The organism is Arthrobacter sp. PvP103, from assembly GCF_017833075.1.
Lineage (GTDB): Bacteria > Actinomycetota > Actinomycetes > Actinomycetales > Micrococcaceae > Arthrobacter.
In genome coordinates this window covers 1,055,969-1,081,096 of the sequence record NZ_JAFIBQ010000001.1, presented here as the reverse complement: position 1 = coordinate 1,081,096, position 25,128 = coordinate 1,055,969, and the positions used below count along the sequence as shown (strand labels likewise).

Below are 25,128 nucleotides of genomic sequence, written 5' to 3'. Positions count from 1 at the left end.
CCGTAACCCAAGACTTCAGAATTTAGAGAACAAGAGAGAACAGGGACCATATGTCCAGCGAATCCTCCTTCGGCCTCATGCAGATCGGCCTCGCCACCGCGGAAGACATCCGTGGCTGGTCTTACGGCGAGGTTAAGAAGCCGGAAACCATCAACTACCGCACGCTCAAGCCCGAGAAGGACGGCCTCTTCTGCGAGAAGATCTTCGGCCCGTCCCGCGACTGGGAATGCTACTGCGGCAAGTACAAGCGCGTGCGCTTCAAGGGCATCATCTGCGAGCGGTGTGGCGTTGAGGTCACCCGCGCCAAGGTCCGCCGTGAGCGCATGGGCCACATCGAACTGGCTGCGCCCGTAACGCACATCTGGTACTTCAAGGGTGTTCCGTCCCGCCTGGGCTACCTCCTTGACCTGGCACCGAAGGACCTTGAGAAGGTCATCTACTTCGCTGCCTACATGATCACGAGCGTCGACACCGACAGCCGCCACGAGGAACTGCCCAACCTGCAGGTTGAGCACGACATCGAGAAGAAGCAGCTGGTTGACAACCGCGACTCCGACATCGCCACGATCGCCCGCGACCTCGAGAACGAGCTTGCCCGTCTCGAAGGCGAAGGCGCCAAGGCTGCCGACAAGAAGAAGGCCCGCGACTCCGCGGACCGCCAGATGGCCAACGTGCGTAAGCGTGCCGACGCCGACATCGAACGCCTTGAGCAGGTCTGGGACCGCTTCAAGAACCTCAAGGTCGCCGACCTCGAAGGCGACGAAGGCCTGTACCGCGAACTGCGTGACCGCTACGGCATGTACTTCGAAGGCTCCATGGGTGCCGAAGCCATCAAGAAGCGCCTTGAGAACTTCGACATGCAGGCCGAGTCGGACCTGCTGCGCGACATCATTGCCAACGGCAAGGGCCAGCGCAAGACCCGCGCACTGAAGCGACTGAAGGTTGTCAACGCATTCCTGACCACCAACAACAGCCCGCTCGGCATGGTGCTGGACGCCGTCCCGGTGATCCCGCCGGAACTGCGCCCGATGGTCCAGCTGGATGGTGGCCGCTTCGCGACCTCCGACCTCAACGACCTCTACCGCCGCGTGATCAACCGCAACAACCGCCTCAAGCGCCTGCTTGACCTGGGTGCTCCGGAGATCATCGTCAACAACGAGAAGCGCATGCTTCAGGAAGCTGTTGACAGCCTCTTCGACAACGGCCGCCGTGGCCGTCCGGTCACCGGACCGGGCAACCGTCCGCTGAAGTCCCTGAGCGACATGCTCAAGGGCAAGCAGGGCCGCTTCCGCCAGAACCTCCTGGGTAAGCGCGTTGACTACTCCGGCCGTTCGGTCATCGTCGTCGGTCCGCAGCTGAAGCTGCACCAGTGCGGCCTGCCCAAGCAGATGGCGCTGGAGCTCTTCAAGCCGTTCGTGATGAAGCGCCTGGTTGACCTCAACCACGCCCAGAACATCAAGTCGGCCAAGCGCATGGTTGAGCGTTACCGTCCGCAGGTCTGGGACGTTCTCGAAGAGATCATCACCGAGCACCCTGTGCTGCTGAACCGTGCACCTACCCTGCACCGCCTCGGCATCCAGGCGTTCGAGCCCCAGCTTGTTGAAGGCAAGGCAATCCAGCTGCACCCGCTGGTTTGTGGCGCCTTCAACGCTGACTTCGACGGCGACCAGATGGCAGTCCACCTGCCGCTGAGCCCCGAGGCCCAGGCTGAGGCACGCATCCTGATGCTGTCCTCGAACAACATCCTGAAGCCGTCTGACGGCCGCCCGGTGACCCTTCCTTCGCAGGATATGATCATCGGCCTCTACCACCTGACCACCAAGCGTGTCGGTTCAGCTGGCGAAGGCCGCATCTTCTCCTCCGTTTCGGAAGCCATCATGGCGTTCGACCTGCACGAGCTGCACCTGAACTCCCAGGTCAAGATCCGTCTTGAGGGCTTTGTCCCTTACGCCGGCTGGGAAGCTCCGGAAGGCTGGGAGCCGGGTCAGACCGCGCTCGTCCAGACCTCCCTGGGCCAGGTCATCTTCAACCAGACCCTGCCCGAGGACTACCCGTGGGTTGAGGCTGTTGCCGACAAGGGCGAACTGTCCCGCATCGTCAACGACCTCGCCGAGCGCTACCCGAAGGTTGTCACCGCGGCAACGCTGGACAACCTGAAGGATGCCGGGTTCTACTGGGCCACCCGCTCAGGCGTCACTGTCGCCATCTCCGACATCGAGGTTCCGGCCGAGAAGCCGGTCATCCTTGCCGGTTACGAAGAGCGCGCCGCCAAGATCCAGGGCCAGTACGACAAGGGCCTGATCGACGACGACGAGCGTCGCCAGGAACTGATCGAGATCTGGAACAAGGCGACCAACGAGATCGCGCAGGTCATGCGTGACAACCTGTCGCCGATGAACACCATCAACCGCATGGTGTCCTCCGGCGCACGTGGTAACTGGATGCAGGTCCGTCAGATCGCGGGTATCCGTGGCCTGGTGGCCAACCCTAAGGGTGAGATCATCCCGCGTCCGATCAAGTCCTCCTACCGCGAGGGCCTGTCGGTGCTGGAATACTTCATCGCGACGCACGGTGCCCGTAAGGGTCTGGCTGACACCGCCCTGCGTACCGCCAACTCGGGTTACCTGACCCGTCGTCTGGTGGACGTCTCGCAGGACGTCATCGTCCGTGAAGAGGACTGCGGCACCGAACGCGGCCTCGTCACCCCGATTGCCGTGGCTGACGCCAACGGCGAGCTGGTCCTGGACGAGAACGTTGAGAACAGCGCGTACGCCCGTACCCTGGCCGTGGACGTCGTTGACTCCAAGGGCAAGGTCCTGGCTGCCGGCGGCACCGACTGCGGCGACGTCGTCATTGCCGAACTGTTCGCAGCCGGTATCACCGAGGTCAAGGTCCGCTCCGTACTCACCTGTGAGTCCAGCGTCGGCACCTGCGCCCTGTGCTACGGCCGTTCGCTGGCCACCGGCAAGACCGTGGACATCGGTGAGGCAGTGGGCATCATCGCCGCACAGTCCATCGGTGAGCCCGGTACCCAGCTGACCATGCGTACGTTCCACACCGGTGGTGCTGTTTCCGCCAGCGGCGGCGACGACATCACCCAGGGTCTGCCCCGTATCCAGGAGCTCTTCGAAGCCCGTACTCCGAAGGGTGTTGCACCGATTGCAGAAGCAGCCGGCCGCATCGCCATCGAAGAGTCCGAGCGCCAGATGCGCCTGGTCATCACTCCGGATGACGGCAGTGAAGAGATCGCCTACCCGGTCCTTCGCCGCTCACGCCTCCTGATTGAAGACGGCCAGCACGTCGCGGTGGGCCAGAAGCTCATCAACGGTCCGGTCGATCCCAAGCAGGTACTTCGCATCATGGGTCCCCGTGCTGCACAGAAGTTCCTGGTGGACGAGGTCCAGGGCGTGTACCGCAGCCAGGGCATCGGTATCCACGACAAGCACGTCGAGGTTATCGTCCGCCAGATGCTGCGCCGCGTCACGGTCATCGAATCGGGTGAATCCGACCTGCTCCCCGGCGAACTCGCCGAGCGCAGCCGCTTCGAAGACGCCAACCGCCGCGTTGTGTCCGAGGGCAAGACTCCGGCTTCCGGACGTCCTGAGCTCATGGGTATCACTAAGGCATCCCTGGCAACCGAGTCCTGGCTGTCGGCAGCTTCCTTCCAGGAGACCACCCGCGTCCTCACGCAGGCGGCCATGGAAGGCAAGAGCGACCCGCTGCTCGGCCTCAAGGAAAACGTCATCATCGGTAAGCTCATCCCGGCCGGCACGGGTCTCCCGCGCTACACGGAGGTCACGGTGGAGCCGACTGAAGAAGCGAAGGCAAACCTGTTCACGGGTCCCAGCGCATTCAGCGACTTCTCCTACGACACCCTGGGCGGTGACGGAGCTCCTGAGTTCCACGCCATCCCGCTGGATGACTACGATCTCGGCAGCGACTTCCGCTAACCGTTAGTTAGTTCGGCGTCGGGCCCCGTCACCTCTCTGTTTTGAACAACGGAGCGGTGGCGGGGCCTTTCCGTTGGCCCGATTAAGGCCTGGCGGCTGTCCATGTTAGACTGGATACCAATTGTTATTGTGGCAGTGGATGAGAGCGCCGGCTGAGCTGAAAGGCAGAGCCAGAGCGACGTTTCCGGTTTGCAGGGTTCTTGTGCAACGTATGCCACATTTTTGCATGCCTAGGGACCGATCAGGACGTAAGTCTGGGTCCCGGTCTGCGATCCGACTATTAAGGCTTCGCCTCAGCTGCTCTGGAGATTCTTCAAAGCTCGGGCGGCGGGGCAAAGCAAAAGGAGAGCGGCTGTCAGCGGCCGCTCCGGATAAAACGGAGAACACGAGAGTGCCTACGATTAACCAGCTGGTCCGTAAGGGCCGCACGCCTAAGGTCAAAAAGACCAAGGCTCCCGCGCTTAACGGCAGCCCGATGCGCCGCGGTGTTTGCACCCGCGTCTACACCACCACCCCGAAGAAGCCGAACTCGGCTCTGCGTAAGGTTGCACGTGTGCGCCTTAACGGTGGCGTTGAAGTCACTGCCTACATCCCCGGTGTGGGCCACAACCTCCAGGAGCACTCCATTGTGCTCGTCCGTGGCGGTCGTGTGAAGGACCTTCCGGGTGTCCGCTACAAGATCGTCCGTGGCGCCCTCGATACCCAGGGTGTGAAGAACCGTAAGCAGGCCCGCAGCCGCTACGGCGCAAAGATGGAGAAGAAGTAATATGCCTCGCAAGGGTCCGGCCCCCAAGCGGCCGCTAGTTCTAGATCCCGTATACGGCTCCCCGCTGGTCACGCAGCTGATCAACAAGGTGCTCGTAGACGGCAAGAAGTCCACCGCTGAGCGCATCGTTTACGGTGCACTCGAAGGCGCACGCGCCAAGTCCGGCGGCGACCCCGTTGCTGCCCTCAAGAAGGCCATGGAGAACGTCAAGCCTTCCCTTGAGGTCCGCTCCCGCCGCGTCGGTGGCGCAACCTACCAGGTTCCGGTCGAAGTCAAGCCGGGCCGCTCCACAGCGCTGGCCCTTCGCTGGCTGGTCGGCTACTCCAAGGCCCGCCGCGAGAAGACCATGACCGAGCGCCTCCAGAACGAAATCCTGGATGCCTCCAACGGTCTCGGTGCCGCTGTGAAGCGTCGCGAAGACACCCACAAGATGGCCGAGTCCAACAAGGCCTTCGCACACTACCGCTGGTAATACTTCCCGGACGCCGCCGGCTCGACAGAGCCGGCGGCGAACGTGCAGTCCATCCGAAAGGGAGACACCGTGGCACAGGACGTGCTTACCGACCTTAGCAAGGTCCGCAACATCGGCATCATGGCCCACATCGATGCCGGCAAGACCACTACTACCGAGCGCATCCTGTTCTACACGGGTGTGAACCACAAGATCGGCGAAACGCACGACGGCGCTTCGACGACTGACTGGATGGAACAGGAAAAGGAACGCGGCATCACCATCACGTCTGCCGCCGTGACCTGCTTCTGGGAAAACAACCAGATCAACATCATCGACACCCCCGGGCACGTGGACTTCACGGTTGAGGTTGAGCGCTCCCTGCGCGTCCTCGACGGTGCAGTTGCCGTGTTCGACGGCAAGGAAGGCGTGGAGCCGCAGTCTGAGACTGTGTGGCGCCAGGCTGACAAGTACAACGTCCCGCGTATCTGCTTCGTCAACAAGATGGACAAGCTCGGCGCTGACTTCTACTTCACCGTCGACACCATCATTAGCCGCCTCGGTGCCAAGCCGCTCGTCATGCAGCTGCCGATCGGCGCCGAGAACGACTTCATCGGCGTCGTCGACCTCCTGTACATGCGTGCACTGGTCTGGCCCGGCGACTCCAAGGGTGACGTCACCATGGGTGCCAAGTACGAGATCCAGGAGATCCCGGCTGACCTCAAGGAAAAGGCCGAGGAGTACCGCGCAACGCTCATTGAGACCGTTGCCGAGGCCTCCGAAGAGCTCATGGAGAAGTACCTCGAAGGCGAAGAAATCTCCGTCGACGAGCTCAAGGCCGGCATCCGCAAGATGACGATCAACTCCGAGATCTACCCGGTCTTCTGCGGTTCCGCGTTCAAGAACCGTGGCGTTCAGCCGATGCTGGATGCTGTTGTCGATTACCTGCCGAACCCGCTCGACGTCCCCCCGATGATCGGTCACGATCCTCGCGACGAAGAGAAGGAACTGACTCGTAAGCCGTCTTCCGAAGAGCCGTTCTCCGCGCTGGCCTTCAAGATCGCTGCGCACCCCTTCTTCGGCCAGCTGACCTTCATCCGCGTGTACTCCGGTCACGTGGAAGCAGGCGCCCAGGTGGTTAACTCCACCAAGGGCAAGAAGGAGCGCATCGGCAAGCTGTTCCAGATGCACGCCAACAAGGAAATGCCTGTTGAGGGCGCTACCGCCGGCCACATCTATGCAGCCATCGGTCTGAAGGACACCACCACGGGTGACACCCTGTGCGATTCGGCCAACCAGATCGTTCTCGAGTCCATGAGCTTCCCGGAGCCCGTGATCTCGGTTGCCATCGAGCCGAACACCAAGGGTGACCAGGAGAAGCTCTCCACGGCCATCCAGAAGCTCTCCGCTGAGGACCCGACCTTCCAGGTCTCCCTCAACGAAGACACCGGTCAGACCATCATCGCCGGCATGGGCGAGCTCCACCTGGACATCCTGGTGGACCGCATGCGCCGCGAATTCAAGGTCGAGGCAAACGTTGGCAAGCCCCAGGTTGCTTACCGCGAAACCATCAAGCGTGCTGTAGAGCGTCATGACTACACGCACAAGAAGCAGACCGGTGGCTCGGGTCAGTTCGCAAAGATCCAGATCGCCATCGCGCCGTTGGACACGTCCGACGGCGAGCTGTACGAGTTCGAGAACAAGGTCACTGGTGGCCGTATCCCGCGCGAGTACATTCCGTCTGTTGATGCAGGTATCCAGGATGCACTGAACGATGGCGTCCTGGCCGGCTACCCGGTGGTTGGCATCAAGGCCACGCTGATTGACGGCGCGTACCACGATGTTGACTCCTCGGAAATGGCGTTCAAGATTGCCGGCCGTATGGCTTTCAAGGAAGCCGCACGCAAGGCGAACCCCATCCTGCTCGAACCGCTGATGGATGTTGAGGTCCGCACCCCTGAGGAATACATGGGTGAAGTTATCGGTGACCTCAACTCACGTCGTGGCCAGATGCAGTCTATGGAAGATGCCCAGGGCGTCAAGGTTATCCGCGCACACGTCCCGCTGTCCGGCATGTTCGGTTACATCGGCGACCTGCGTTCAAAGACCCAGGGCCGCGCTGTGTACTCCATGACGTTCCACAGCTACGCCGAGGTCCCGAAGGCATTTGCCGACGAGATCATCCAGAAGAACCGCGGCGAGTAGTCCACCGGACTTTCACCGCGACAAACTCGGGTGCGTTTCCGGTTCCGGAAATAAGCCCGGTGCAGATGGCCGGTTCCCGGTTAGATGCAGTCCGGTCAAGCCGGGCTCCGGCCATCTGCACGAACAGGCTCGAGGGACTAGTATTAGTTCCTGAATCTGCAATTTCACCAATCCAAGCCCCCCAAGTAGACTTACTGAAGTTTCGGCCGCGACAAGCGCAGCCGAAGGGTAAGTCATTTGAAAACGTTCTAGGAGGAACCTGTGGCAAAGGCAAAGTTCGAGCGGACTAAGCCGCACGTTAACATCGGTACCATTGGTCACGTTGACCACGGTAAGACGACGTTGACGGCCGCCATTTCCAAGGTGCTGTACGACAAGTACCCGACTCTCAACGAGAAGCGTGACTTCGCGTCGATTGACTCTGCTCCCGAAGAGCGTCAGCGCGGCATTACCATCAACATCTCCCACGTTGAGTACCAGACCGAGAAGCGCCACTACGCACACGTAGACGCTCCGGGTCACGCTGACTACATCAAGAACATGATCACCGGCGCTGCCCAGATGGACGGTGCAATCCTCGTGGTTGCCGCCACTGACGGCCCGATGGCTCAGACCCGCGAGCACGTTCTGCTCGCCCGCCAGGTTGGTGTTCCCTACCTGCTGGTGGCACTGAACAAGGCTGACATGGTCGACGACGAGGAACTCCTCGACCTCGTTGAAATGGAAGTTCGTGAGCTCCTGAGCTCGCAGGGCTTCGATGGCGACGAAGCACCGGTCGTTCGCGTTTCGGGCCTGAAGGCCCTGGAAGGCGACCCGGAGTGGGTCAAGTCCGTTGAGGACCTGATGGCTGCCGTCGACGAGTCCGTTCCGGACCCCGTACGTGACCGCGACAAGCCGTTCCTGATGCCGATCGAAGATGTCTTCACGATCACCGGCCGTGGCACCGTTGTTACGGGCCGCGCCGAGCGTGGAACCCTCGCGATCAACTCTGAGGTCGAGATCGTCGGCATCCGTCCGGTCCAGAAGACCACGGTTACCGGTATCGAGATGTTCCACAAGCAGCTCGACGAAGCATGGGCCGGCGAGAACTGTGGCCTGCTGCTCCGCGGTCTGAAGCGTGATGACGTAGAGCGTGGCCAGGTTGTCGTCAAGCCGGGTTCCATCACCCCGCACACCGACTTCGAGGCTAACGTCTACATCCTCTCCAAGGATGAAGGCGGACGTCACAACCCGTTCTACTCCAACTACCGCCCGCAGTTCTACTTCCGCACGACGGACGTAACCGGCGTTATCACCCTGCCGGAAGGCACGGAAATGGTTATGCCTGGCGACAACACTGAGATGACCGTTGCGCTCATCCAGCCGATCGCTATGGAAGAGGGCCTCGGCTTCGCAATCCGCGAAGGCGGCCGCACCGTTGGTTCAGGACGTGTCACCAAGATCATCAAGTAGTACTTGACGATCAAGGATCAGGAAGCCGTCTAACGGCCATCTGATACTTATCAACAGCCCCGCTGCGTTTCGACGCGGCGGGGCTGTTTTTTGCTAAAGTTAATCCAGTCGCTGGATAAAATATTGCGCCCACTTGACGGCGATGACACCGAAAGGAATACCTTGATGTGGTCTGCCCTCATGACGTTTCTGTTCATCACTGCCTCCATCCTGTTGGTCTCCTCCCGGCGCTCCATCCGAGAGCTGAAAGACACCAACGCCGCGGCCTACCGGAGCGGCTTCATGGCCGGGCACGTCCAGGGGTGGAATGACTGCGCTACCGCGGCCTCTGCTCAGCGCTCACCCAGTGTGGGGCTCCCCGCCGCTGCTGCCGACGTCCGCGGGACAACCTGGGCCCGCCGCCCCTCGGCCGCGGACGCGCCTGATGATGCCTCCGTGGATCTCTCGGCGGGACCCTTCGTTCAGCCTGTCGAGCTGTCCCTCCGCCGGTCATCCGACGCCGCATATTCCCCGACCCGGGTTGCCGCGTCGGCGGCTGCAGGGCCGGTGACCGATGAGCCACTCGTCACGGAGTCCGCGGAGGAAAAGCAGGCACGCATGGAGAGGCGCGAACGTCAGAACATCAACGTCACCCTTTATGTAGCGAGCCTGTTGCTTGTGGCAGCTGGTGCCCTCTTTGTGGGCACCAGCCTCCCGGCCGTGCTCCGTTTCGCAGGAGTTTGCCTCATCACGGCGCTCTTCTATGGCGCCGGACTAACACTCCATGCCACGGCTCTGAGGCTACGGCCGGCCGCCGTAGCGTTCTCAGGCACAGGGCTGGCGCTGGTGCCCGTCTCAGGCCTGGCGATGTACAACTTTGCCGTGCAGGACGCACCGCTGGCATGGCTCATAACCTCGCTCGTTGGCACGGCGGCGTACGTGGTTGCCGCCGTCAGGCTCGACAGCAGGGTCCTCGCATACCTGTCCCTCACTTTCATGGTCTCCACCGCCTGGTCCGGGGTCTCTGTCCTCGGGGCGCCGCTCGTCTGGTACTTCGCGGCCATGATCGGCTTTGCCGTGGCAGCCACGGCGGTGACACTGGTGAAGCCCGGCTGGGCTACTCCTCTGTTCCTGCGGCCCCTCCTGCTTCTCGACCCCTTCGTTGTTCCTGCCGTCGGCCTCGCGGCGCTGTTTCTTCCGTTGCGTCTGGGGCGCGGTGAGTTTGCGCTGATCATGGCGCTCTGCGGAGCCTATTTCGCCGTGACGGCCGTGATGCCCGCCGCCGGGCACCGACTCGTCAAGATCTACGGCGCGCGCCTCGCGCTGACGGTCGCGGCGTCGGCCTGGGCCTGGCATCTCTCCGGCAGTTTCGTCTGGGCCCTTTTCACGGGGGCATCCCTGTTGGCCCTTCAGTCGGTGGCCATAACCGCCGCGGCAGCGCCCCTCCAGCGATGGAGTCCGGCCCGGGCAGGCAGGCGGTACTGGACCGCCGACTCGTTCGTTACACATGTCGCGCACCTGGTGCTGGTCATAATCATGATCATGCAGGTTTCCGGCAGCACGGAGGACCTGCTGCTGTGGGCAGTCCTTACCGGCAGCGCAACGGGCATGTACACCGCGGTTAGAGCCGGGGGCGCCGCCGAATGGGCGCCTCCGGCAGCACTGGCAACCGGCATTGTCGCAGCTTCCCAGCTCGGCCCCTGGCTGTCCTTCAGCCTGCTTGCGGCAGCAACACTCTTCTGGGCGGTTCGCTCGTTGCCGTCCCGCTCGGGGCTGCGCCGCCACTTCATCGTTGCGGCGCGCGTAGCCGCAACTTTCGCCGTTCCTGTTTTCGTGACGGCGGTGATGGAGGGAAGCAGTGATGCCCTTGCTGCGGCTGCTTTCGCACTCTCGCTCAGCCTTGTGGTCCAGCAGTTGGCATCGGCCGTGACGGAACGGGCGGGTGCCGCTGCCCTCCTGCCTGTGCCCACCCTCGCCGGGTTTACCGCCGCGGGCGCCCTTTGCCTTATGGCCTTGCCCATCACGGACTCCACGCCCGGCAACCTGCTTTCGGCGGTGGCCCTTGTGGTCCAGTTGCTGGCTTCACTGGCGGCCGGTGCCCTCCTCTTTCCGGGGTCCGCTGCCGGCGCAACCTGGCAGCCTGCGATAGTCGAGTGGCTCCCGATGGCAATAGCGCTGACCGCCGTCATGACGGCCTATTCCGGGGTCTCGCCAGGCCTCGCCAATGGCCTTCTTGCGCTGGTGGTTCTTTACCTGGGTTCGTCGGCGCTTCGCTCTGCTGCGATCAGCCAGCGTTGGGCTTACTGGTGGATGACGCGGGGAGCTGCAACCCTGCTCCTGGCGATGGCCTACGGAGACCTTCAGGAGCAGTCCGGGCCGTTGGTCGTGGCCGGAGAGGACATCTCGCTGCCCACGATCCTGATCGTTGCACTGGGAGTCCAGCTCGTGTTCCCGCTCGTGGCCGCAGTCCGCGACCGCGCCCCGGATGCCGTGGTAGCTGACGTCGCACTGGTCCTGGTGCTGCAAACCGCCACGCTGGCGCTGGCTGTGATCCTGCCCGACGCGGCCGTCGGCGGCGGGGCGGACTGGCAGAGAACCGTGACCATCACCATCATGGCACTCAGCGCCGCCGCGTCCGGCTACGTATTCCGGGACCTGACCGCGGCCGCAGCCTTCGCGCCGTCCATGCTGGCCGTCCTGCTGGTCTGCAGCGCGGCGATTTTGCCCGACGTCGAGCTCCTGCTGGGAATCTTCGCTGTTTACAGCGCGGTCATGGTTGTTGCGGCGGAACCGCGGCAGGCCAAGGGCGCCTACTTTGCTTCGGCGCGCATACTCACTGCCGCGCTGGCAATCGTCTTCAGTTACGATGTCACGGCGTCCGCCACGGCAGTGTCGCTGACCCTCGCAGGAGTGCTGGCTTTCCAGCACGTGCTCCGCTGGTTCATGCGGCACCGACTGGATCAGGTGCCGTTCCAGGATGCCGCAGTGTGGGTGACCTTGGCGGCGCAGGCGCTCCTGCCGGCCCTGTATGTCATCCAGGGCGGCGGTGCGTCCGCCGTGTACGCTGCCGAGGGCGGGCGCGGCGTCGTCCTGGCCGAGATGCTTCTGCTGCTGCTCAGTGCGGTCGCGGCCCATCGGCTGTTCGCGGCACGCGGTGCGCTTTACCTGACCGTGTATGCAGCCCTGTTCGGTGTTGTCGCGGCGGGACCGGCGCTGCATTTCGGGGCCGGAACCTTCCTCGAAGCGCCACTTCTCAGCCGGACAGGCGTTCCGCTGGCATTGCTTGCTCTGTCACTTGCCTTCAACGCTTTCGGGCTTGTACGTCGTCGGCGCCGGGAGGGGCAGCATGTGCCCGCGGCGGACCGCTGGTTCTGGCTGACCGGGGCGGCTGTTCCTGCAGTCGTTGCCGTCCTCACCGCTACCCAGGCAGCGGGCTGGATCACCGGTGCCTCACTTCTGGTCCTGGCTGCCACCGGGTTCACAGCCTCGCACGTGGAACGCCTGCCGCTGTTGTACCCGCCGTCCGCAGCACTCGTCCTGACCGGGGCGACACAAATTACCGAAACCCTGTTCCGCGGCACTCCGGGCGTGTGGGGAGCCTATCTGCCATGGCTGGCCGGCTGCGGGCTGGCCGCAGCGGTCCTTTACGGGGTCAGCTTCGCGTTCAGTGCGCAGGACGGATTGCGACGGCGGACGCTGGTGTGCGCAGGAGCGCTTGGTCTGGCCGTCCCCGCCCTGGCCGGATTGGTGCGCGACGCCACCTCCCTGACGGCGTCCCTGCTGGCGGCGGCAACAGTGGCCGTGATCGTGCGGGAAGTTCCGGTCGGGAGGCGGTGGCTGGCCGCCGAAATCGGTACATTCGTGGTGACGGTTGCCGTGCAGCGTGCGCTTCTTGTCACGGAGGGCCACCTCCAGTCGCCGTTCTGGGCCGCGCAGTGGTACGTGCTGCTCGCCGCGGCGACGGCCGCGGCCCGCTATGCAGCCGGATCCGGGAGGGCAGGGCGCATCCGGCTGGCCTCCGGCGCTGCTGTGCTCGGGCTGAGCGGCGTGGGGATACTCTTTGGCGGATCCGGCGGCCAGCAGCTGTGGATCCTCGCACTGCATGCGGTGCTCCTGTTGTCCGGGCTGCTCATCGGTGAGCGGATGTTCGTCTGGTGGGGCGCGGCCGGGGTTTCGTTGTGCCTGATGTGGGCCCTTCGGTCCTACACGTTCGCCCTGCTGGCGCTGATCGCCGTCGGGCTCATTGTCTTTGCCCTGTGGAAGCTGTCGCGTGCCAAGCCCGTGGCTCCGGCTGATGCGGCGCCCTTGCCCGAACCGCAGCCAACACCGGACGGACGGTAGGATCGTTCTTCCTGATGCCTTGGTAAGGTTGCTGACAACGAAAGGACAGCAACATGGAATGGTTAATTTTCCTCTTGGTTGCCGCTGCGGTCGTCGTCGGGGTCTTCTGGGCGAAGAAGCACTTCCGCCAGGAGATCGACCGCGCCAAGCGCATCAACCGCGCCAACAAGAACCAGTAGGGCCGCGCTCAGGCTTTCCGTGCCCGGCTCAGCGCCTGGAGCCAATAGAAGGACTCCTTGGGTGTCCGCTCCAGCGTGTCAAAGTCCACGTGGATCAGGCCGAAACGCTGCGAGTACCCAGCGGCCCACTCGAAGTTGTCCAGCAGCGTCCATACGTAGTAGCCCAGGAGTTTCACGTCCTCGGCCAGGCCGCCGGGTGACGTGGCCGCCAGCGCATGGCCGAGGTGGCTGGCCAGGTATTCGATTCTGTTGGAGTCGGCAATCGGACCGGTCACATGCTCCGGTTCCGGGAAGCTCGCTCCGCTCTCGGTGATGTACAGCGGCGGCAAAGCATCCCCGTAGCGGTCCTTCATTTCGCGGAGCAGGATGCCGATGTGTTTAGGTGCCACAGGCCAGCCGAAGCCGGTTGTCTCGTACTCCGGATAGCCCACTTCGTGGAATGGCAACTGGGCCAGCGCTGCGGAATTGTTTGCCGGTACGCTGACGGGCCCCCGGCCCATGGCAACTTTAACGGGGTAGTAGTAATTGAGCCCGTAGAAGTCCAGGGGCTGGTGGATGGTCCGGAGGTCGGCGTCGGAGATCTTGCCCATGGAGCGGAACCACGGACGGACCACCAGCGGCAGTTTCGGGTAGCGGCCCAGCAGAACGGGGTCCGCGTAGATGCGGTTCATCAAAATATCGAAGATTCGCGCCACCATCCTGTCGCCGGGCTTGCGGGTTGCCGGCCGGACAGGGGAATGCAGGTTGGTGACGCCGACGGCACCGGTGACGCCCGCGGCCCGGAGGGCCTGGACGGCGAGTCCGTGCCCGAGTAGTTGATGGTGAATTGAGGGCAAGGCGTTGAAGAGGAGATTGTGCCCCGGGGCATGGACGCCCAGGGCATACCCGTTCAGTGTCACCGACACTGGCTCGTTCAGTGTGACCCATTGCGCCACGCGGTCCCCGAACCGTTCTCCGGCTGCTGCGCTGTAATCGGCGAAGCGCTCCGCAGTGGATCGGTTCAGCCAGCCGCCGCCGTGCTCGAGCGGCAGGGGAGTGTCCCAGTGATAAAGCGTGGCCATCGGTGAGATGCCGGCGTCGAGCAACTGGTCGATCAGCCGGTCGTAGAAGTCCAGGCCCTGACTGTTGAAGGAGCCGCGGCCGTCGGGCTGGATGCGGGGCCAGGAAATGGAGAACCGGTAGGAGTTGATGCCCAGTTCGCGCATCAGGGCCACATCTTCGCCGGAACGGTTGTAATGGTCGCAGGCGATGGCAGGGGAGTGGCCGTCCATAATGCTGCCGGGTTTCTCGGCGAAGGCGTCCCAGCCGGACGGGCCGCGCCCGTCAGCCTTGAGGGATCCTTCGATCTGGAACGCGGCGGCGGCCACACCCAGGACGAACTCGGGGTCCAGCCGCTCGGCCAGGCTCTGCAACGCCGCAGAGTTCTGCACAGTCATGCCCCTATCATCCATTCGACGGTTGCTGAAGGCAATGACCCCGCATCTCCGGGTACTGACGGGCCCCGGCACATCCTGATTCGCTTCTGCCTGCAAAATCCGGCATACTAGATGAGTTGTTCAAGCGCTCCTTCGCGTCCCGATCCGGATAATGCCGGGTGTCAGGGTCCAGGTAGGAGACCAAACATAACCCCTCCCCATGGAATTGCGGACGAGTACGCGTGCACAGCGCGACACGCCCGACCGCGGGGGTCGGTTACGCCGGCAGGTTGAGGAACCCGGATTCTTCCGGATTCAGCTTGTGCGGCGGGTGGTAGTTACGACTTCAAATGCTTCGGCAGCCGCACAACGCGTAAGTAAACAGGGCAGCCCCAAACAGGGGAAGCACAGACTGAAAGAGAGTCAGGCGACATGGCGGGACAAAAAATCCGCATCCGGCTGAAGTCATACGACCACGAGGTCATTGACGTTTCAGCACGGAAGATCGTTGAGACGGTCACGCGCGCAGGCGCAACGGTAGTCGGCCCCGTGCCGCTGCCGACGGAGAAGAACGTGTACTGCGTTATCCGCTCTCCGCACAAGTACAAGGACAGCCGCGAGCACTTTGAAATGCGCACGCACAAGCGTCTGATCGACATCATCGACCCCACGCCGAAGGCAGTTGACTCGCTTATGCGTCTCGACCTGCCGGCTGACGTGAACATCGAAATCAAGCTGTAGGGAGGTGCTGAGAGACTATGACCGCAACCCGTAACGTAAAGGGCCTGCTGGGCACGAAGCTCGGCATGACCCAGGTCTGGGACGAGAACAACAAGCTCATCCCCGTCACTGTTGTCCAGGCTGACTCAAACGTCATCACCCAGCTGCGCAATGCAGACGTTGATGGCTACGTCGCCGTTCAGATCGGCTACGGCCAGATCGATCCCCGCAAGGTCACCAAGCCGCTGGCTGGTCACTTTGAAAAGGCAGGCGTCACGCCTCGCCGCCACGTTGTCGAACTCCGTACCGCAGATGCTGCCGAGTACGAGCTGGGCCAGGAGCTCTCTGTTGAGGTCTTCGAAGCCGGCCAGAAGATCGACGTCGTTGGCACCACCAAGGGTAAGGGCTTCGCCGGTGTTATGAAGCGTCACGGCTTCCACGGCGTTGGTGCTTCCCACGGTGCACACAAGAACCACCGTAAGCCCGGTTCAATCGGTGGCGCATCCACCCCGAGCCGCGTCTTCAAGGGCATGAAAATGGCCGGCCGCATGGGCGCCGTTCGTCACACCACGCTGAACCTCACGGTTCACGCAGTTGACGTCGAGAAGTCGCTGCTCCTCATCAAGGGCGCCGTTCCCGGTGCCCGCGGCCAGGTCGTCCTCGTACGCACCGCCGTGAAGGGAGCCTAGTTCAATGACTAGCACTGTCAAGGTTGACCTGCCTGCAGAGATCTTCGACGTACAGACCAACGTGCCGCTGCTGCACCAGGTCGTCGTTGCACAGCTCGCTGCTGCTCGCCAGGGTACCCACAAGACCAAGACCCGCGCTGAAGTTTCCGGTGCAGGCCGCAAGCCGTTCAAGCAGAAGGGCACCGGCCGCGCCCGTCAGGGTTCAATCCGTGCTCCTCACATGACCGGTGGTGGCGTTGTCCACGGCCCGACCCCGCGCGACTACAGCCAGCGGACCCCCAAGAAGATGATTGCTGCTGCACTTCGCGGCGCACTGTCTGACCGCGCCCGCAACGGCCGCATCCACGTTGTCGCTGAACTGGTAGCCGGCACCAAGCCGTCCGCCAAGGAAGCACTGGCAACGCTGCGCGGAGTTTCCGAGCGCAAGAACCTGCTCGTTGTCATCGAGCGCGCCAACGATGTTGCCGCACTGTCCGTGCGCAACCTCGCAGATGTTCACGTTCTGTACGCAGACCAGCTGAACACCTACGACGTGCTCGTCTCTGACGACGTAGTCTTCACCAAGGCTGCCTACGAGGCATTCGTTGCCGCCAAGGCAAAGAACGAGGAGGATGCCAAGTGAGCGCAGCCACCATCAAGGACCCGCGCGACGTCGTGCTTGCACCCGTCGTATCGGAAAAGAGCTACGGCCTGATCGATGAGGGAAAGTACACCTTCCTGGTGGACCCCCGCTCGAACAAGACCGAGATCAAGCTGGCCGTGGAGAAGATTTTCTCCGTCAAGGTCGAATCGATCAACACCATCAACCGTGCCGGTAAGCGTAAGCGCACCAAATTCGGCTGGGGAACCCGCAAGAACACCAAGCGTGCGATTGTGACCCTCAAAGAAGGCACGATCGACATCTTCGGCGGTCCGCTCGCGTAGCGGAGACCACTTTAACGAGGAAATGAATTATGGGAATCCGTAAATATAAGCCGACTACCCCGGGCCGTCGCGGCTCGAGCGTAGCGGACTTCACTGAAATCACGCGGTCGACGCCGGAAAAGTCGTTGGTACGTCCGCTGCCCAAAAAGGGTGGCCGTAACAACACCGGTAAGATCACGACCCGTCACAAGGGTGGTGGCCACAAGCGCCAGTACCGTCTGATCGACTTCCGTCGCCACGACAAAGACGGCGTTGACGCCCGCGTTGCCGAAATTGAGTACGATCCGAACCGTACGGCTCGCATCGCCCTCCTGCACTACGTTGACGGCACCAAGCGTTACATCATCGCCCCGAACAAGCTGTCCCAGGGTGACTTCGTAGAGGCAGGTGCCAACGCTGATATCAAGCCTGGCAACAACCTGCCCCTGCGCAACATCCCGGTGGGTACCGTTATCCACGCAGTTGAACTGCGTCCGGGTGGCGGCGCCAAGATGGGCCGCTCCGCCGGCGCGTCGATCCAGCTCGTTGCCAAGGAAGGCCGCTTCGCCCAGCTGCGGCTGCCTTCCGGCGAAATCCGCAACGTTGACGTGCGCTGCCGCGCAACGGTCGGCGAGGTCGGCAACGCCGAGCAGTCGAACATCAACTGGGGCAAGGCCGGCCGCATGCGCTGGAAGGGCGTTCGCCCGACCGTCCGTGGTGTCGCGATGAACCCGGTCGACCACCCGCACGGTGGTGGCGAGGGTAAGACGTCCGGTGGACGTCACCCCGTCAACCCCAACGGTAAGCGCGAAGGTCGCACCCGCCGTCCCAACAAAGAGAGCGACAAGCTTATTGTTCGTCGCCGTCGTACTGGCAAGAACAAGCGATAGGAGCCTGGACACATGCCACGCAGCCTGAAAAAAGGTCCTTTCGTTGACCAGCACCTCTTTGTAAAGGTGGACAGGGAAAACGAAAAGGGCACCAAGAACGTCATCAAGACCTGGTCCCGCCGCTCGATGATCATCCCCGACATGCTCGGGCACACGATCGCCGTGCACGACGGACGCAAGCACATTCCGGTGTTTGTCACCGAGTCGATGGTCGGGCACAAGCTCGGCGAATTCGCTCCCACGCGGACATTCCGCGGCCATGTCAAGGACGACCGTAAGGGCAAGCGCCGCTAGGCGCCTGCACTTACGTCAAAGACGAGAGAAGGAAAGCAATGGAAGCCAAGGCAATTGCGCGTCACATCCGCGTAACGCCTATGAAGGCCCGGCGCGTCGTCAACCTTGTTCGTGGTAAGCAAGCGAACGAGGCTCTGGCAATTCTGAAGTTTGCCCCCCAGGCAGCTTCTGAGCCGGTATTCAAGGTAGTTCAGTCGGCAATCTCCAACGCCCGGGTCCTCGCGGACCGCGACGGCGTGGCGTTTGACGAAGGTGACCTCATCATCAGCGAAGCGTTTGTTGATGAAGGCCCGACCATGAAGCGGTTCCAGCCGCGTGCCCAGGGTCGTGCATTTCAGATCAAGAAGCGCACGAGCCACATCACCGTGGTAGTCGCTACCCCGGAGAAAGAGGAGGCTCGCTAAGTGGGACAGAAAGTTAACCCGCACGGGTTCCGACTCGGCATCACCACCGATCACGTATCGCACTGGTTTGCTGACAGCACCAAGGCCGGCCAGCGGTACAAGGACTTCGTTCGCGAAGACATCCGTATCCGCCAGCTCATGTCCACGGGCATGGAGCGCGCCGGTATCGCCAAGGTTGAAATCGAGCGCACCCGCGACCGTGTCCGTGTGGATATCCACACGGCACGTCCGGGCATCGTTATCGGCCGCCGCGGTGCTGAAGCAGACCGCATCCGCGGCGAGCTCGAAAAGCTCACCGGCAAGCAGGTTCAGCTGAACATCCTCGAGGTCAAGAACCCCGAGATGGAAGCACAGCTTGTTGCCCAGGGCGTTGCGGAGCAGCTGACTTCCCGCGTGGCATTCCGCCGTGCAATGAAGAAGGCAATGCAGTCCGCACAGCGTGCAGGTGCCAAGGGCATCCGTATCGCTTGCTCCGGTCGACTGGGTGGCGCTGAAATGTCCCGCTCGGAGTTCTACCGCGAAGGCCGTGTGCCCCTGCACACCCTCCGCGCGAACATCGACTACGGCTTCTACGAAGCCAAGACCACCTTCGGCCGCATCGGCGTGAAGGTCTGGATCTACAAGGGTGACGTCACCTCCAAGGAACTGGCTCAGCAGGCAGCTGCTGCTCCGTCCCGCGGCCGTGGTGCCAGCGATCGTCCGGGCCGCCCGGGTGGCGCTGACCGTGGTGACCGCCGTCGTCGTACCGACCGCCCGGCAGCCGAAGCAGCACCTGCTGCTGAAGCTCCTGCGGTTGAGGCAGCTGCACCGGCAGTAGAAGGAGGACAGGCTTAAATGCTTATCCCACGTCGAGTCAAGCACCGTAAGCAGCACCACCCGGGTCGTTCCGGCGCTGCTACGGGCGGCACCAAGGTCTCCTTCGGTGAGTGGGGCATCCAGGCTCTGAGCCCGGCATACGTCACGAACCGTCAGATCGAATCCGCCCGTATCGCGATGACCCGCCACATCAAGCGTGGCGGCAAGGTCTGGATCAACATTTACCCGGACCGTCCGCTGACGAAGAAGCCTGCTGAAACCCGTATGGGTTCCGGTAAGGGTTCTCCGGAATGGTGGGTCTCAAACGTCAAGCCGGGCCGGGTTCTCTTCGAACTCTCCGGTGTCAGTGAAGAGGTAGCTCGCGAGGCACTGCGCCTGGCAATCCACAAGCTGCCGTTGAAGGCACGCATTGTGCGTCGCGAAGGTGGTGAGTAGAAATGGCAGTAGGATCCAAGGAACTTGCATCCGCACAGCTGGACGGTTTCGACAACGAGCGTCTCGTTGAAGAACTCCGCAAGGCCAAGGAAGAGCTGTTCAACCTGCGTTTCCAGTCCGCCACCGGTCAGCTGGAGAACCACGGTCGTCTGCGCGCGGTAAAGAAGGACATCGCCCGCATCTACACCGTTCTTCGTGAGCGCGAGCTGGGCATTCGTGCCGAGGTTGCCGCACCGGTTGTGGAAGCCAAGGAAGAAAAGAAATCCAAGAAGGCTGCAACCAAGAAGGCCGACAAGGCTGAAACGGTTGAGACCGAGGAGGATGCCAAGTGAGTGAAAAGGACGAGAACGTGACGGAAACTGTTTCCGGCGCAGCCAAGGCTGACGAGCGCGGTTACCGTAAGACGAAGCGCGGCTACGTCGTCTCGGACAAGATGGAAAAGACCATCGTTGTCCAGGTTGAAGACCGCGTGAAGCACGCCCTCTACGGCAAGGTCATCCGCCGCAACACGAAGATCAAGGCTCACGACGAAGAGAACACCGCCGGCATCGGCGACCTCGTTCTCCTCGCCGAGACCCGCCCGCTCTCCGCTACCAAGCGGTGGCGTCTGGTGGAGATCCTCGAGAAGGCTAAGTAACACCTGCAGAAATGCCGAGAAGCCCTCGTTCCCCTTGCGGGAGCGGGGGCTTTTCCGTTTCCGCGGCGCACACCGGGGGAGCGGTTCCGGGCCACTGCCGTGCCCTGCCCCGGCACCAAAGCTGTGATATGGGGATTGGCCCAAAACGTGCTAAGATTTTGAGTTTGTATGGCGCCGTTCGTGCGCCGTCATCAACCTCGTAAACAATCGTGCCACGGCATAGTGCCCCCTTGCGCCCCGATCCGTCGGAATCGCTTGGGAAGCAAATGTTTTTGGCACGGGAGTTTAGGCCTGGTCTGGCAAAATCCAGGCAGGTCAAGAGACACCCCGATCAACCGTTCCGCAAGGCTCATTCCGTAGGAAGATTTTCGGTCTGAGAACCAGCGCGACGCAAGGAGTAAATAGTGATTCAGCAGGAGTCGCGACTCAAGGTCGCCGACAACACGGGTGCTAAGGAAATCCTTACCATTCGCGTTCTCGGTGGATCTGGCCGTCGCTACGCAGGCATTGGCGACGTCATCGTCGCTACCGTCAAGGACGCAATTCCGGGCGGCAACGTAAAGAAGGGCGATGTCGTCAAGGCTGTCATCGTCCGTACCAAGAAGGAACGCCGCCGTGCGGATGGTTCCTACATCAAGTTTGACGAGAACGCAGCTGTGATCCTGAAGAACGACGGTGACCCCCGCGGTACCCGTATCTTCGGACCGGTTGGTCGTGAACTCCGTGACAAGAAGTTCATGAAGATCGTTTCTCTGGCTCCGGAGGTGCTCTAGTCCATGGCTAAGATCAAAAAGGGTGACCTCGTTCAGGTCATCACTGGCGCCAAGGCTGAGCGCGGCGGCGACCGTGGCAAGCAGGGCAAGGTTCTGCGCGTATTCCCGGATACCAACCGCGTGTTGGTTGAAGGCATTAACCGCGTAACCAAGCACACCAAGGTCGGTCAGTCGCAGCGCGGCACCAAGACCGGTGGCATCGAGGTCGTCGAGGCTTCCATCCACATCTCCAACGTGGCCCTGGTTGACCCCTCCACCAAGAAGCCCACTCGCGTCGGTTTCCGTACCGAGACCGTTGAGCGTAACGGCAAGAAGCGTGAAGTGCGCGTACGCGTGGCCAAGAGCTCCGGGAAGGACATCTAATGACTGAGACTCTCGAGACTCCGGCAAGCAAGATCGTTCCTCGTCTGAAGACCAAGTACGCGGATTCCATCAAGAGCACGCTCATCGAGGAATTCAAGTACGAAAACGTCAACCAGGTTCCCCGTCTGGTCAAGGTCGTTGTGAACATGGGTGTTGGAGATGCCGCTAAGGACTCCAAGCTGATCGACGGCGCTGTCCGCGATCTGACCCTGATCACCGGTCAGAAGCCGCAGGTAACCAAGGCCCGCAAGTCGATCGCACAGTTCAAGCTGCGCGAAGGCATGCCCATCGGTGCACACGCAACCCTGCGTGGAGACCGCATGTGGGAATTCCTGGACCGTCTGGTCACGCTGGCTCTGCCGCGTATCCGTGACTTCCGGGGCCTCAGTGGCAAGCAGTTTGACGGCAACGGCAACTACACCTTCGGTCTGACCGAGCAGGTTATGTTCCACGAGATCGACCAGGATTCCATCGACCGCGTTCGCGGTATGGACATCACCGTCGTGACCACTGCCAAGACCGACGACGAAGGCCGCGCGCTGCTCAAGGCGCTTGGTTTCCCGTTCAAGACCGAAGCTTAATCTAGCTACATAGAAGGTCCGGCCTTGCCGCTTCCCCTCGGGGATGGCAGGGCGGAAACCGTTATGAGGAAGGGCAAGAGCCCAACATGACCATGACAGATCCCGTCGCAGACATGCTTACGCGTCTGCGCAACGCAAACTCGGCATACCACGACACCGTGACTATGCCGTACAGCAAGCTCAAGGCACGCGTTGCCGACATCCTGAAGGCTGAAGGTTACATCGCCTCCTGGAAAGAAGAAGACGCTGAGGTTGGCAAGAAGCTGACCCTCGAGCTCAAGTTCGGTCCGAACCGCGAGCGTTCAATTGCTGGCGTTCGTCGTATTTCCAAGCCGGGACTCCGCGTTTACGCGAAGTCCACCAACCTGCCGCACGTGCTCGGTGGCCTGGGTGTCGCAATCCTGTCCACCTCTTCCGGCCTCTTGACTGACAAGCAGGCCGGCAAGAAGGGCGTGGGCGGCGAAGTCCTCGCTTACGTCTGGTAACGGGAAAGGAAGAGAATAATGTCACGTATTGGACGTCTCCCCATCACCGTTCCTGCCGGCGTTGAGGTCAAGGTTGACGGCTCTGTCGTCAGCGTCAAGGGTTCCAAAGGCGAGCTGAGCCACACTGTGGCCAGCCCGATCGAGGTCTCCCTGGAAGATGGCACCCTGACTGTCGCCCGCCCGAACGACGAGCGCGCCTCACGTTCGCTGCACGGCCTGACCCGCACCCTGATCGCCAACATGATCCAGGGCGTCACCGCAGGCTACGAGAAGAAGCTTGAGATTGTCGGTACCGGTTACCGCGTCCAGGCCAAGGGTTCTGACCTGGAGTTCGCTCTGGGCTACAGCCACCCGGTCAACGTCTCGGCACCGAACGGCATCACCTTTGCAGTAGAGACCCCGACCAAGCTCTCTGTTTCAGGTATCTCCAAGCAGCAGGTCGGCGAGGTTGCTGCCAACATTCGCAAGCTGCGGAAGCCGGACCCCTATAAGGGCAAGGGCATCCGCTACGCCGGCGAAGTCATCCGCCGCAAGGTCGGAAAGGCTGGTAAGTAACCATGGCCATTGCAATTAACAAGAAGCGTACGAACAAGAGCAAGTCTGCTTCACGCAGCCGTCGCCAGCTTCGTATCCGCAAGCGCATCTCCGGAACGGCTGTACGCCCTCGTCTGGTCGTCAACCGCTCCGCACGCCACGTATTCGTCCAGGTTGTCGATGACACCAAGGGCCTGACCGTAGCGAGCGCGTCCACACTGGAAGCCGACCTTCGTGCATTCGACGGTGACAAGACCGCCAAGGCCAAGCGCGTTGGCGAACTGGTCGCCGAGCGTGCCAAGGCTGCCGGTATCGAAGCTGTTGTCTTCGACCGCGGTGGTAACAAGTACCACGGCCGGATCGCCGCCGTCGCTGACGGCGCACGTGAAGGTGGGCTGTCACTGTGACCGAAAATAACGAAAAGGACATTCAGGTGACTGAAGCTGTAGCTGCTCCGGCAACTGAGACCGCTGCGCCTGCTACCACTGACGACCGCCGTGGTGGCGCTCGTCGTGGCGAGCGTGGCGACCGCGGCCAGGGCCGTGGCGACCGTGGTGGCCGTGGTGGCCGCGATGGCGGCCGCGAAGCCGAAAAGAGCCAGTTCGTAGAGCGCGTTGTAACCATCAACCGCGTTTCCAAGGTCGTCAAGGGTGGTCGTCGCTTCAGCTTCACCGCCCTCGTCGTCGTCGGTGACGGCAACGGTATGGTCGGCGTTGGCTACGGCAAGGCTAAGGAAGTTCCTGCCGCAATCGCAAAGGGCGTCGAAGAGGCCAAGAAGTCCTTCTTCCGCGTTCCCCGCATCGGCAGCACCATCCCGCACCGTGTTCAGGGTGAGGCCGCTGCAGGCGTCGTAATGCTGCGTCCGGCTTCCGCCGGTACCGGTGTTATCGCCGGCGGTCCGGTCCGTGCAGTACTGGAGTGCGTGGGCATCCACGACATCCTCTCCAAGTCGCTCGGTTCCTCCAACGCCATCAACATCGTTCACGCGACCGTTGATGCACTGAAGCGCCTCGAAGAGCCGGCAGCAGTGGCAGCACGCCGCGGCCTCCCGCTCGACGAGATCGCTCCGGCCGCAATGGTGAAGGCGCTCATGAACCAGAAGGCAGGTGTCTGAGTCATGGCTAAGAACCTGATTCCCTCTGACGTTCAGTTGGAGATCACTCAGATCAAGTCCGCCATTGGCGGCAAGCAGAACCAGCGCGACACGCTGCGGTCCCTCGGCCTCAAGCGGATCGGACACACCGTTGTCCGCACCGCTGACGCCGTGACCGTGGGTATGCTCAACACGGTTCCGCACCTGGTAAAGGTAGAGGAGGCGAAGTAAATGGCAGAGAAGAACACCGCCGAAAAGGCACAGGGCGCTGCTGCTGAGAAGCAGAACGCACTGAAGGTTCACCACCTGCGTCCCGCCCCGGGTGCCAAGACCGCCAAGACCCGTGTTGGTCGTGGTGAAGGTTCCAAGGGTAAGACCGCCGGTCGCGGTACCAAGGGTACGAAGGCCCGCTACCAGATCAAGGCTGGCTTTGCCGGCGGCCAGCTGCCGCTGCACATGCGCCTGCCGAAGCTGCGCGGCTTCAAGAACCCGTTCCGGGTTGAGTACCAGGTTGTAAACCTGGACAAGCTCAACGAGCTGTTCCCGGAAGGTGGCGCAGTCACCGTGGAGAACCTGGTCGAAAAGGGTGCCGTTCGCAAGAACCAGCCCGTCAAGGTGCTGGGCACCGGAGACATCACCGTCAAGGTTGACGTCACGGTCCACGCATTCTCGGCCAGCGCCGCAGAAAAGATTGCAGCAGCAGGCGGCAGCACCACCGCCCTCTAATAGAGGGCGGCGGGGCAGACGCCCGTTGTGAACTCCCGGTACGCGGG

At 62.3% G+C, this 25,128-nt stretch carries 28 protein-coding genes; 27 read left to right on the top strand and 1 reads right to left on the bottom strand.

What is annotated here, in order from left to right; all coding sequences use genetic code 11:
* The first annotated feature begins 50 nt into the window (after positions 1-50).
* The 7 genes from JOE41_RS04950 to JOE41_RS21105 all read left to right on the top strand — a co-directional run bounded on the left by JOE41_RS04950 (position 51) and on the right by JOE41_RS21105 (position 13,323).
* On the top strand, positions 51-3,950 hold the full coding sequence (locus JOE41_RS04950) for a DNA-directed RNA polymerase subunit beta' (protein ID WP_011692815.1): 3,900 nt from the start codon (positions 51-53) through the stop codon (positions 3,948-3,950).
* 391 nt (positions 3,951-4,341) lie between these two features.
* Positions 4,342-4,716: a 30S ribosomal protein S12 gene (gene rpsL / locus JOE41_RS04945; protein WP_011692814.1), complete on the top strand. Its 375-nt coding sequence runs from the start codon at positions 4,342-4,344 to the stop codon at positions 4,714-4,716.
* A gap of 1 nt (position 4,717) precedes the next feature.
* Positions 4,718-5,188: a 30S ribosomal protein S7 gene (rpsG, locus tag JOE41_RS04940; protein WP_011692813.1), complete on the top strand. Its 471-nt coding sequence runs from the start codon at positions 4,718-4,720 to the stop codon at positions 5,186-5,188.
* Positions 5,189-5,257: 69 nt separating this feature from the next.
* Positions 5,258-7,372 carry an elongation factor G gene (fusA, locus tag JOE41_RS04935; RefSeq protein ID WP_043430888.1) on the top strand — a complete coding sequence of 705 codons (2,115 nt, stop codon included), beginning with the start codon at positions 5,258-5,260 and terminating at the stop codon, positions 7,370-7,372.
* A gap of 261 nt (positions 7,373-7,633) precedes the next feature.
* Positions 7,634-8,824 carry an elongation factor Tu gene (tuf, locus tag JOE41_RS04930; protein WP_003803827.1) on the top strand — a complete coding sequence of 397 codons (1,191 nt, stop codon included), beginning with the start codon at positions 7,634-7,636 and terminating at the stop codon, positions 8,822-8,824.
* A 180-nt stretch (positions 8,825-9,004) separates the two neighbouring features.
* On the top strand, positions 9,005-13,144 hold the full coding sequence (locus JOE41_RS04925) for a hypothetical protein (RefSeq protein ID WP_209751195.1): 4,140 nt from the start codon (positions 9,005-9,007) through the stop codon (positions 13,142-13,144).
* Between the two features lie 53 nt (positions 13,145-13,197).
* Positions 13,198-13,323 carry a hypothetical protein gene (locus JOE41_RS21105; RefSeq protein ID WP_280873390.1) on the top strand — a complete coding sequence of 42 codons (126 nt, stop codon included), beginning with the start codon at positions 13,198-13,200 and terminating at the stop codon, positions 13,321-13,323.
* An 8-nt stretch (positions 13,324-13,331) separates the two neighbouring features.
* On the opposite strand, the gene JOE41_RS04920 is transcribed toward JOE41_RS21105, so the two are convergent.
* Entirely contained in the window at positions 13,332-14,759 is a 1,428-nt protein-coding gene (locus JOE41_RS04920; RefSeq protein WP_209751193.1) for a GH1 family beta-glucosidase, read from the bottom strand.
* A 411-nt stretch (positions 14,760-15,170) separates the two neighbouring features.
* Here JOE41_RS04920 and rpsJ point away from each other — a divergent pair, with 411 nt between their 5' ends.
* From rpsJ to rplO, 20 genes are all read left to right on the top strand, one after another.
* On the top strand, positions 15,171-15,479 hold the full coding sequence (gene rpsJ / locus JOE41_RS04915; RefSeq protein ID WP_003803825.1) for a 30S ribosomal protein S10: 309 nt from the start codon (positions 15,171-15,173) through the stop codon (positions 15,477-15,479).
* Between the two features lie 17 nt (positions 15,480-15,496).
* Complete coding sequence (gene rplC, locus JOE41_RS04910) at positions 15,497-16,147, top strand: 50S ribosomal protein L3 (RefSeq protein WP_011692809.1); 651 nt, start codon at positions 15,497-15,499, stop codon at positions 16,145-16,147.
* A gap of 4 nt (positions 16,148-16,151) precedes the next feature.
* A complete protein-coding gene (gene rplD, locus JOE41_RS04905; protein WP_011692808.1) occupies positions 16,152-16,769 on the top strand; it encodes a 50S ribosomal protein L4 in 618 nt (205 codons plus the stop codon).
* Complete coding sequence (rplW, locus tag JOE41_RS04900) at positions 16,766-17,071, top strand: 50S ribosomal protein L23 (protein WP_011692807.1); 306 nt, start codon at positions 16,766-16,768, stop codon at positions 17,069-17,071. Before rplD ends, rplW begins: the two co-directional genes overlap by 4 nt.
* A 29-nt stretch (positions 17,072-17,100) precedes the next feature.
* On the top strand, positions 17,101-17,940 hold the full coding sequence (gene rplB, locus JOE41_RS04895) for a 50S ribosomal protein L2 (RefSeq protein ID WP_011692806.1): 840 nt from the start codon (positions 17,101-17,103) through the stop codon (positions 17,938-17,940).
* Positions 17,941-17,952: 12 nt separating this feature from the next.
* Complete coding sequence (gene rpsS / locus JOE41_RS04890) at positions 17,953-18,234, top strand: 30S ribosomal protein S19 (RefSeq protein WP_011692805.1); 282 nt, start codon at positions 17,953-17,955, stop codon at positions 18,232-18,234.
* A 38-nt stretch (positions 18,235-18,272) separates the two neighbouring features.
* Positions 18,273-18,638: a 50S ribosomal protein L22 gene (gene rplV / locus JOE41_RS04885; protein ID WP_003803798.1), complete on the top strand. Its 366-nt coding sequence runs from the start codon at positions 18,273-18,275 to the stop codon at positions 18,636-18,638.
* On the top strand, positions 18,639-19,472 hold the full coding sequence (rpsC, locus tag JOE41_RS04880) for a 30S ribosomal protein S3 (RefSeq protein ID WP_011692804.1): 834 nt from the start codon (positions 18,639-18,641) through the stop codon (positions 19,470-19,472). It abuts the gene before it with no gap.
* Positions 19,473-19,889: a 50S ribosomal protein L16 gene (rplP, locus tag JOE41_RS04875; protein ID WP_011692803.1), complete on the top strand. Its 417-nt coding sequence runs from the start codon at positions 19,473-19,475 to the stop codon at positions 19,887-19,889.
* 2 nt (positions 19,890-19,891) lie between these two features.
* Entirely contained in the window at positions 19,892-20,221 is a 330-nt protein-coding gene (gene rpmC / locus JOE41_RS21100; protein ID WP_011692802.1) for a 50S ribosomal protein L29, read from the top strand.
* A complete protein-coding gene (gene rpsQ / locus JOE41_RS04865) occupies positions 20,218-20,526 on the top strand; it encodes a 30S ribosomal protein S17 (protein WP_011692801.1) in 309 nt (102 codons plus the stop codon). Before rpmC ends, rpsQ begins: the two co-directional genes overlap by 4 nt.
* Positions 20,527-20,930: 404 nt before the next feature.
* Positions 20,931-21,299 carry a 50S ribosomal protein L14 gene (rplN, locus tag JOE41_RS04860; protein ID WP_003803789.1) on the top strand — a complete coding sequence of 123 codons (369 nt, stop codon included), beginning with the start codon at positions 20,931-20,933 and terminating at the stop codon, positions 21,297-21,299.
* A 3-nt stretch (positions 21,300-21,302) separates the two neighbouring features.
* Positions 21,303-21,662 carry a 50S ribosomal protein L24 gene (rplX, locus tag JOE41_RS04855; protein ID WP_011692800.1) on the top strand — a complete coding sequence of 120 codons (360 nt, stop codon included), beginning with the start codon at positions 21,303-21,305 and terminating at the stop codon, positions 21,660-21,662.
* Positions 21,662-22,243, top strand: a complete 582-nt coding sequence (gene rplE / locus JOE41_RS04850; RefSeq protein WP_011692799.1) for a 50S ribosomal protein L5 — start codon at positions 21,662-21,664, stop codon at positions 22,241-22,243. The genes rplX and rplE overlap by 1 nt, the downstream gene beginning before the upstream one ends.
* Before the next feature lie 86 nt (positions 22,244-22,329).
* Positions 22,330-22,728 carry a 30S ribosomal protein S8 gene (gene rpsH / locus JOE41_RS04845; protein WP_011692798.1) on the top strand — a complete coding sequence of 133 codons (399 nt, stop codon included), beginning with the start codon at positions 22,330-22,332 and terminating at the stop codon, positions 22,726-22,728.
* A gap of 18 nt (positions 22,729-22,746) precedes the next feature.
* The gene (gene rplF, locus JOE41_RS04840; RefSeq protein WP_011692797.1) at positions 22,747-23,283 is read left to right on the top strand and encodes a 50S ribosomal protein L6; all 537 of its coding nucleotides are present in this window, start codon (positions 22,747-22,749) and stop codon (positions 23,281-23,283) included.
* A 2-nt stretch (positions 23,284-23,285) separates the two neighbouring features.
* Positions 23,286-23,669 (top strand): 50S ribosomal protein L18, encoded by a 384-nt coding sequence (rplR, locus tag JOE41_RS04835; protein ID WP_011692796.1) that lies wholly within the window; start codon positions 23,286-23,288, stop codon positions 23,667-23,669.
* A gap of 26 nt (positions 23,670-23,695) precedes the next feature.
* On the top strand, positions 23,696-24,376 hold the full coding sequence (rpsE, locus tag JOE41_RS04830) for a 30S ribosomal protein S5 (RefSeq protein ID WP_197024890.1): 681 nt from the start codon (positions 23,696-23,698) through the stop codon (positions 24,374-24,376).
* A gap of 3 nt (positions 24,377-24,379) precedes the next feature.
* Positions 24,380-24,586, top strand: coding sequence for a 50S ribosomal protein L30 (rpmD, locus tag JOE41_RS04825; RefSeq protein WP_011692794.1), 207 nt, complete (start codon positions 24,380-24,382; stop codon positions 24,584-24,586).
* Entirely contained in the window at positions 24,587-25,081 is a 495-nt protein-coding gene (gene rplO / locus JOE41_RS04820) for a 50S ribosomal protein L15 (protein ID WP_011692793.1), read from the top strand. It begins immediately after the preceding gene.
* Positions 25,082-25,128: the final 47 nt, after the last annotated feature.

Excerpts from the sequence above, each read along its gene's own strand:
- JOE41_RS04950 (WP_011692815.1), top strand. The coding sequence starts at position 51 with ATGTCCAGCGAATCCTCCTTCGGCCTCATGCAGATCGGCCTCGCCACC.
- rpsG (WP_011692813.1), top strand. The coding sequence starts at position 4,718 with ATGCCTCGCAAGGGTCCGGCCCCCAAGCGGCCGCTAGTTCTAGATCCC.
- JOE41_RS04925 (WP_209751195.1), top strand. The coding sequence starts at position 9,005 with ATGACGTTTCTGTTCATCACTGCCTCCATCCTGTTGGTCTCCTCCCGG.
- JOE41_RS21105 (WP_280873390.1), top strand. The coding sequence starts at position 13,198 with ATGGAATGGTTAATTTTCCTCTTGGTTGCCGCTGCGGTCGTCGTCGGG.
- JOE41_RS04920 (WP_209751193.1), bottom strand. The coding sequence starts at position 14,759 with ATGACTGTGCAGAACTCTGCGGCGTTGCAGAGCCTGGCCGAGCGGCTG.
- rpsJ (WP_003803825.1), top strand. The coding sequence starts at position 15,171 with ATGGCGGGACAAAAAATCCGCATCCGGCTGAAGTCATACGACCACGAG.
- rplC (WP_011692809.1), top strand. The coding sequence starts at position 15,497 with ATGACCGCAACCCGTAACGTAAAGGGCCTGCTGGGCACGAAGCTCGGC.
- rplD (WP_011692808.1), top strand. The coding sequence starts at position 16,152 with ATGACTAGCACTGTCAAGGTTGACCTGCCTGCAGAGATCTTCGACGTA.
- rplB (WP_011692806.1), top strand. The coding sequence starts at position 17,101 with ATGGGAATCCGTAAATATAAGCCGACTACCCCGGGCCGTCGCGGCTCG.
- rpsS (WP_011692805.1), top strand. The coding sequence starts at position 17,953 with ATGCCACGCAGCCTGAAAAAAGGTCCTTTCGTTGACCAGCACCTCTTT.
- rplV (WP_003803798.1), top strand. The coding sequence starts at position 18,273 with ATGGAAGCCAAGGCAATTGCGCGTCACATCCGCGTAACGCCTATGAAG.
- rplP (WP_011692803.1), top strand. The coding sequence starts at position 19,473 with ATGCTTATCCCACGTCGAGTCAAGCACCGTAAGCAGCACCACCCGGGT.
- rpmC (WP_011692802.1), top strand. The coding sequence starts at position 19,892 with ATGGCAGTAGGATCCAAGGAACTTGCATCCGCACAGCTGGACGGTTTC.
- rplX (WP_011692800.1), top strand. The coding sequence starts at position 21,303 with ATGGCTAAGATCAAAAAGGGTGACCTCGTTCAGGTCATCACTGGCGCC.
- rplE (WP_011692799.1), top strand. The coding sequence starts at position 21,662 with ATGACTGAGACTCTCGAGACTCCGGCAAGCAAGATCGTTCCTCGTCTG.
- rpsH (WP_011692798.1), top strand. The coding sequence starts at position 22,330 with ATGACCATGACAGATCCCGTCGCAGACATGCTTACGCGTCTGCGCAAC.
- rplF (WP_011692797.1), top strand. The coding sequence starts at position 22,747 with ATGTCACGTATTGGACGTCTCCCCATCACCGTTCCTGCCGGCGTTGAG.
- rplR (WP_011692796.1), top strand. The coding sequence starts at position 23,286 with ATGGCCATTGCAATTAACAAGAAGCGTACGAACAAGAGCAAGTCTGCT.
- rpmD (WP_011692794.1), top strand. The coding sequence starts at position 24,380 with ATGGCTAAGAACCTGATTCCCTCTGACGTTCAGTTGGAGATCACTCAG.
- rplO (WP_011692793.1), top strand. The coding sequence starts at position 24,587 with ATGGCAGAGAAGAACACCGCCGAAAAGGCACAGGGCGCTGCTGCTGAG.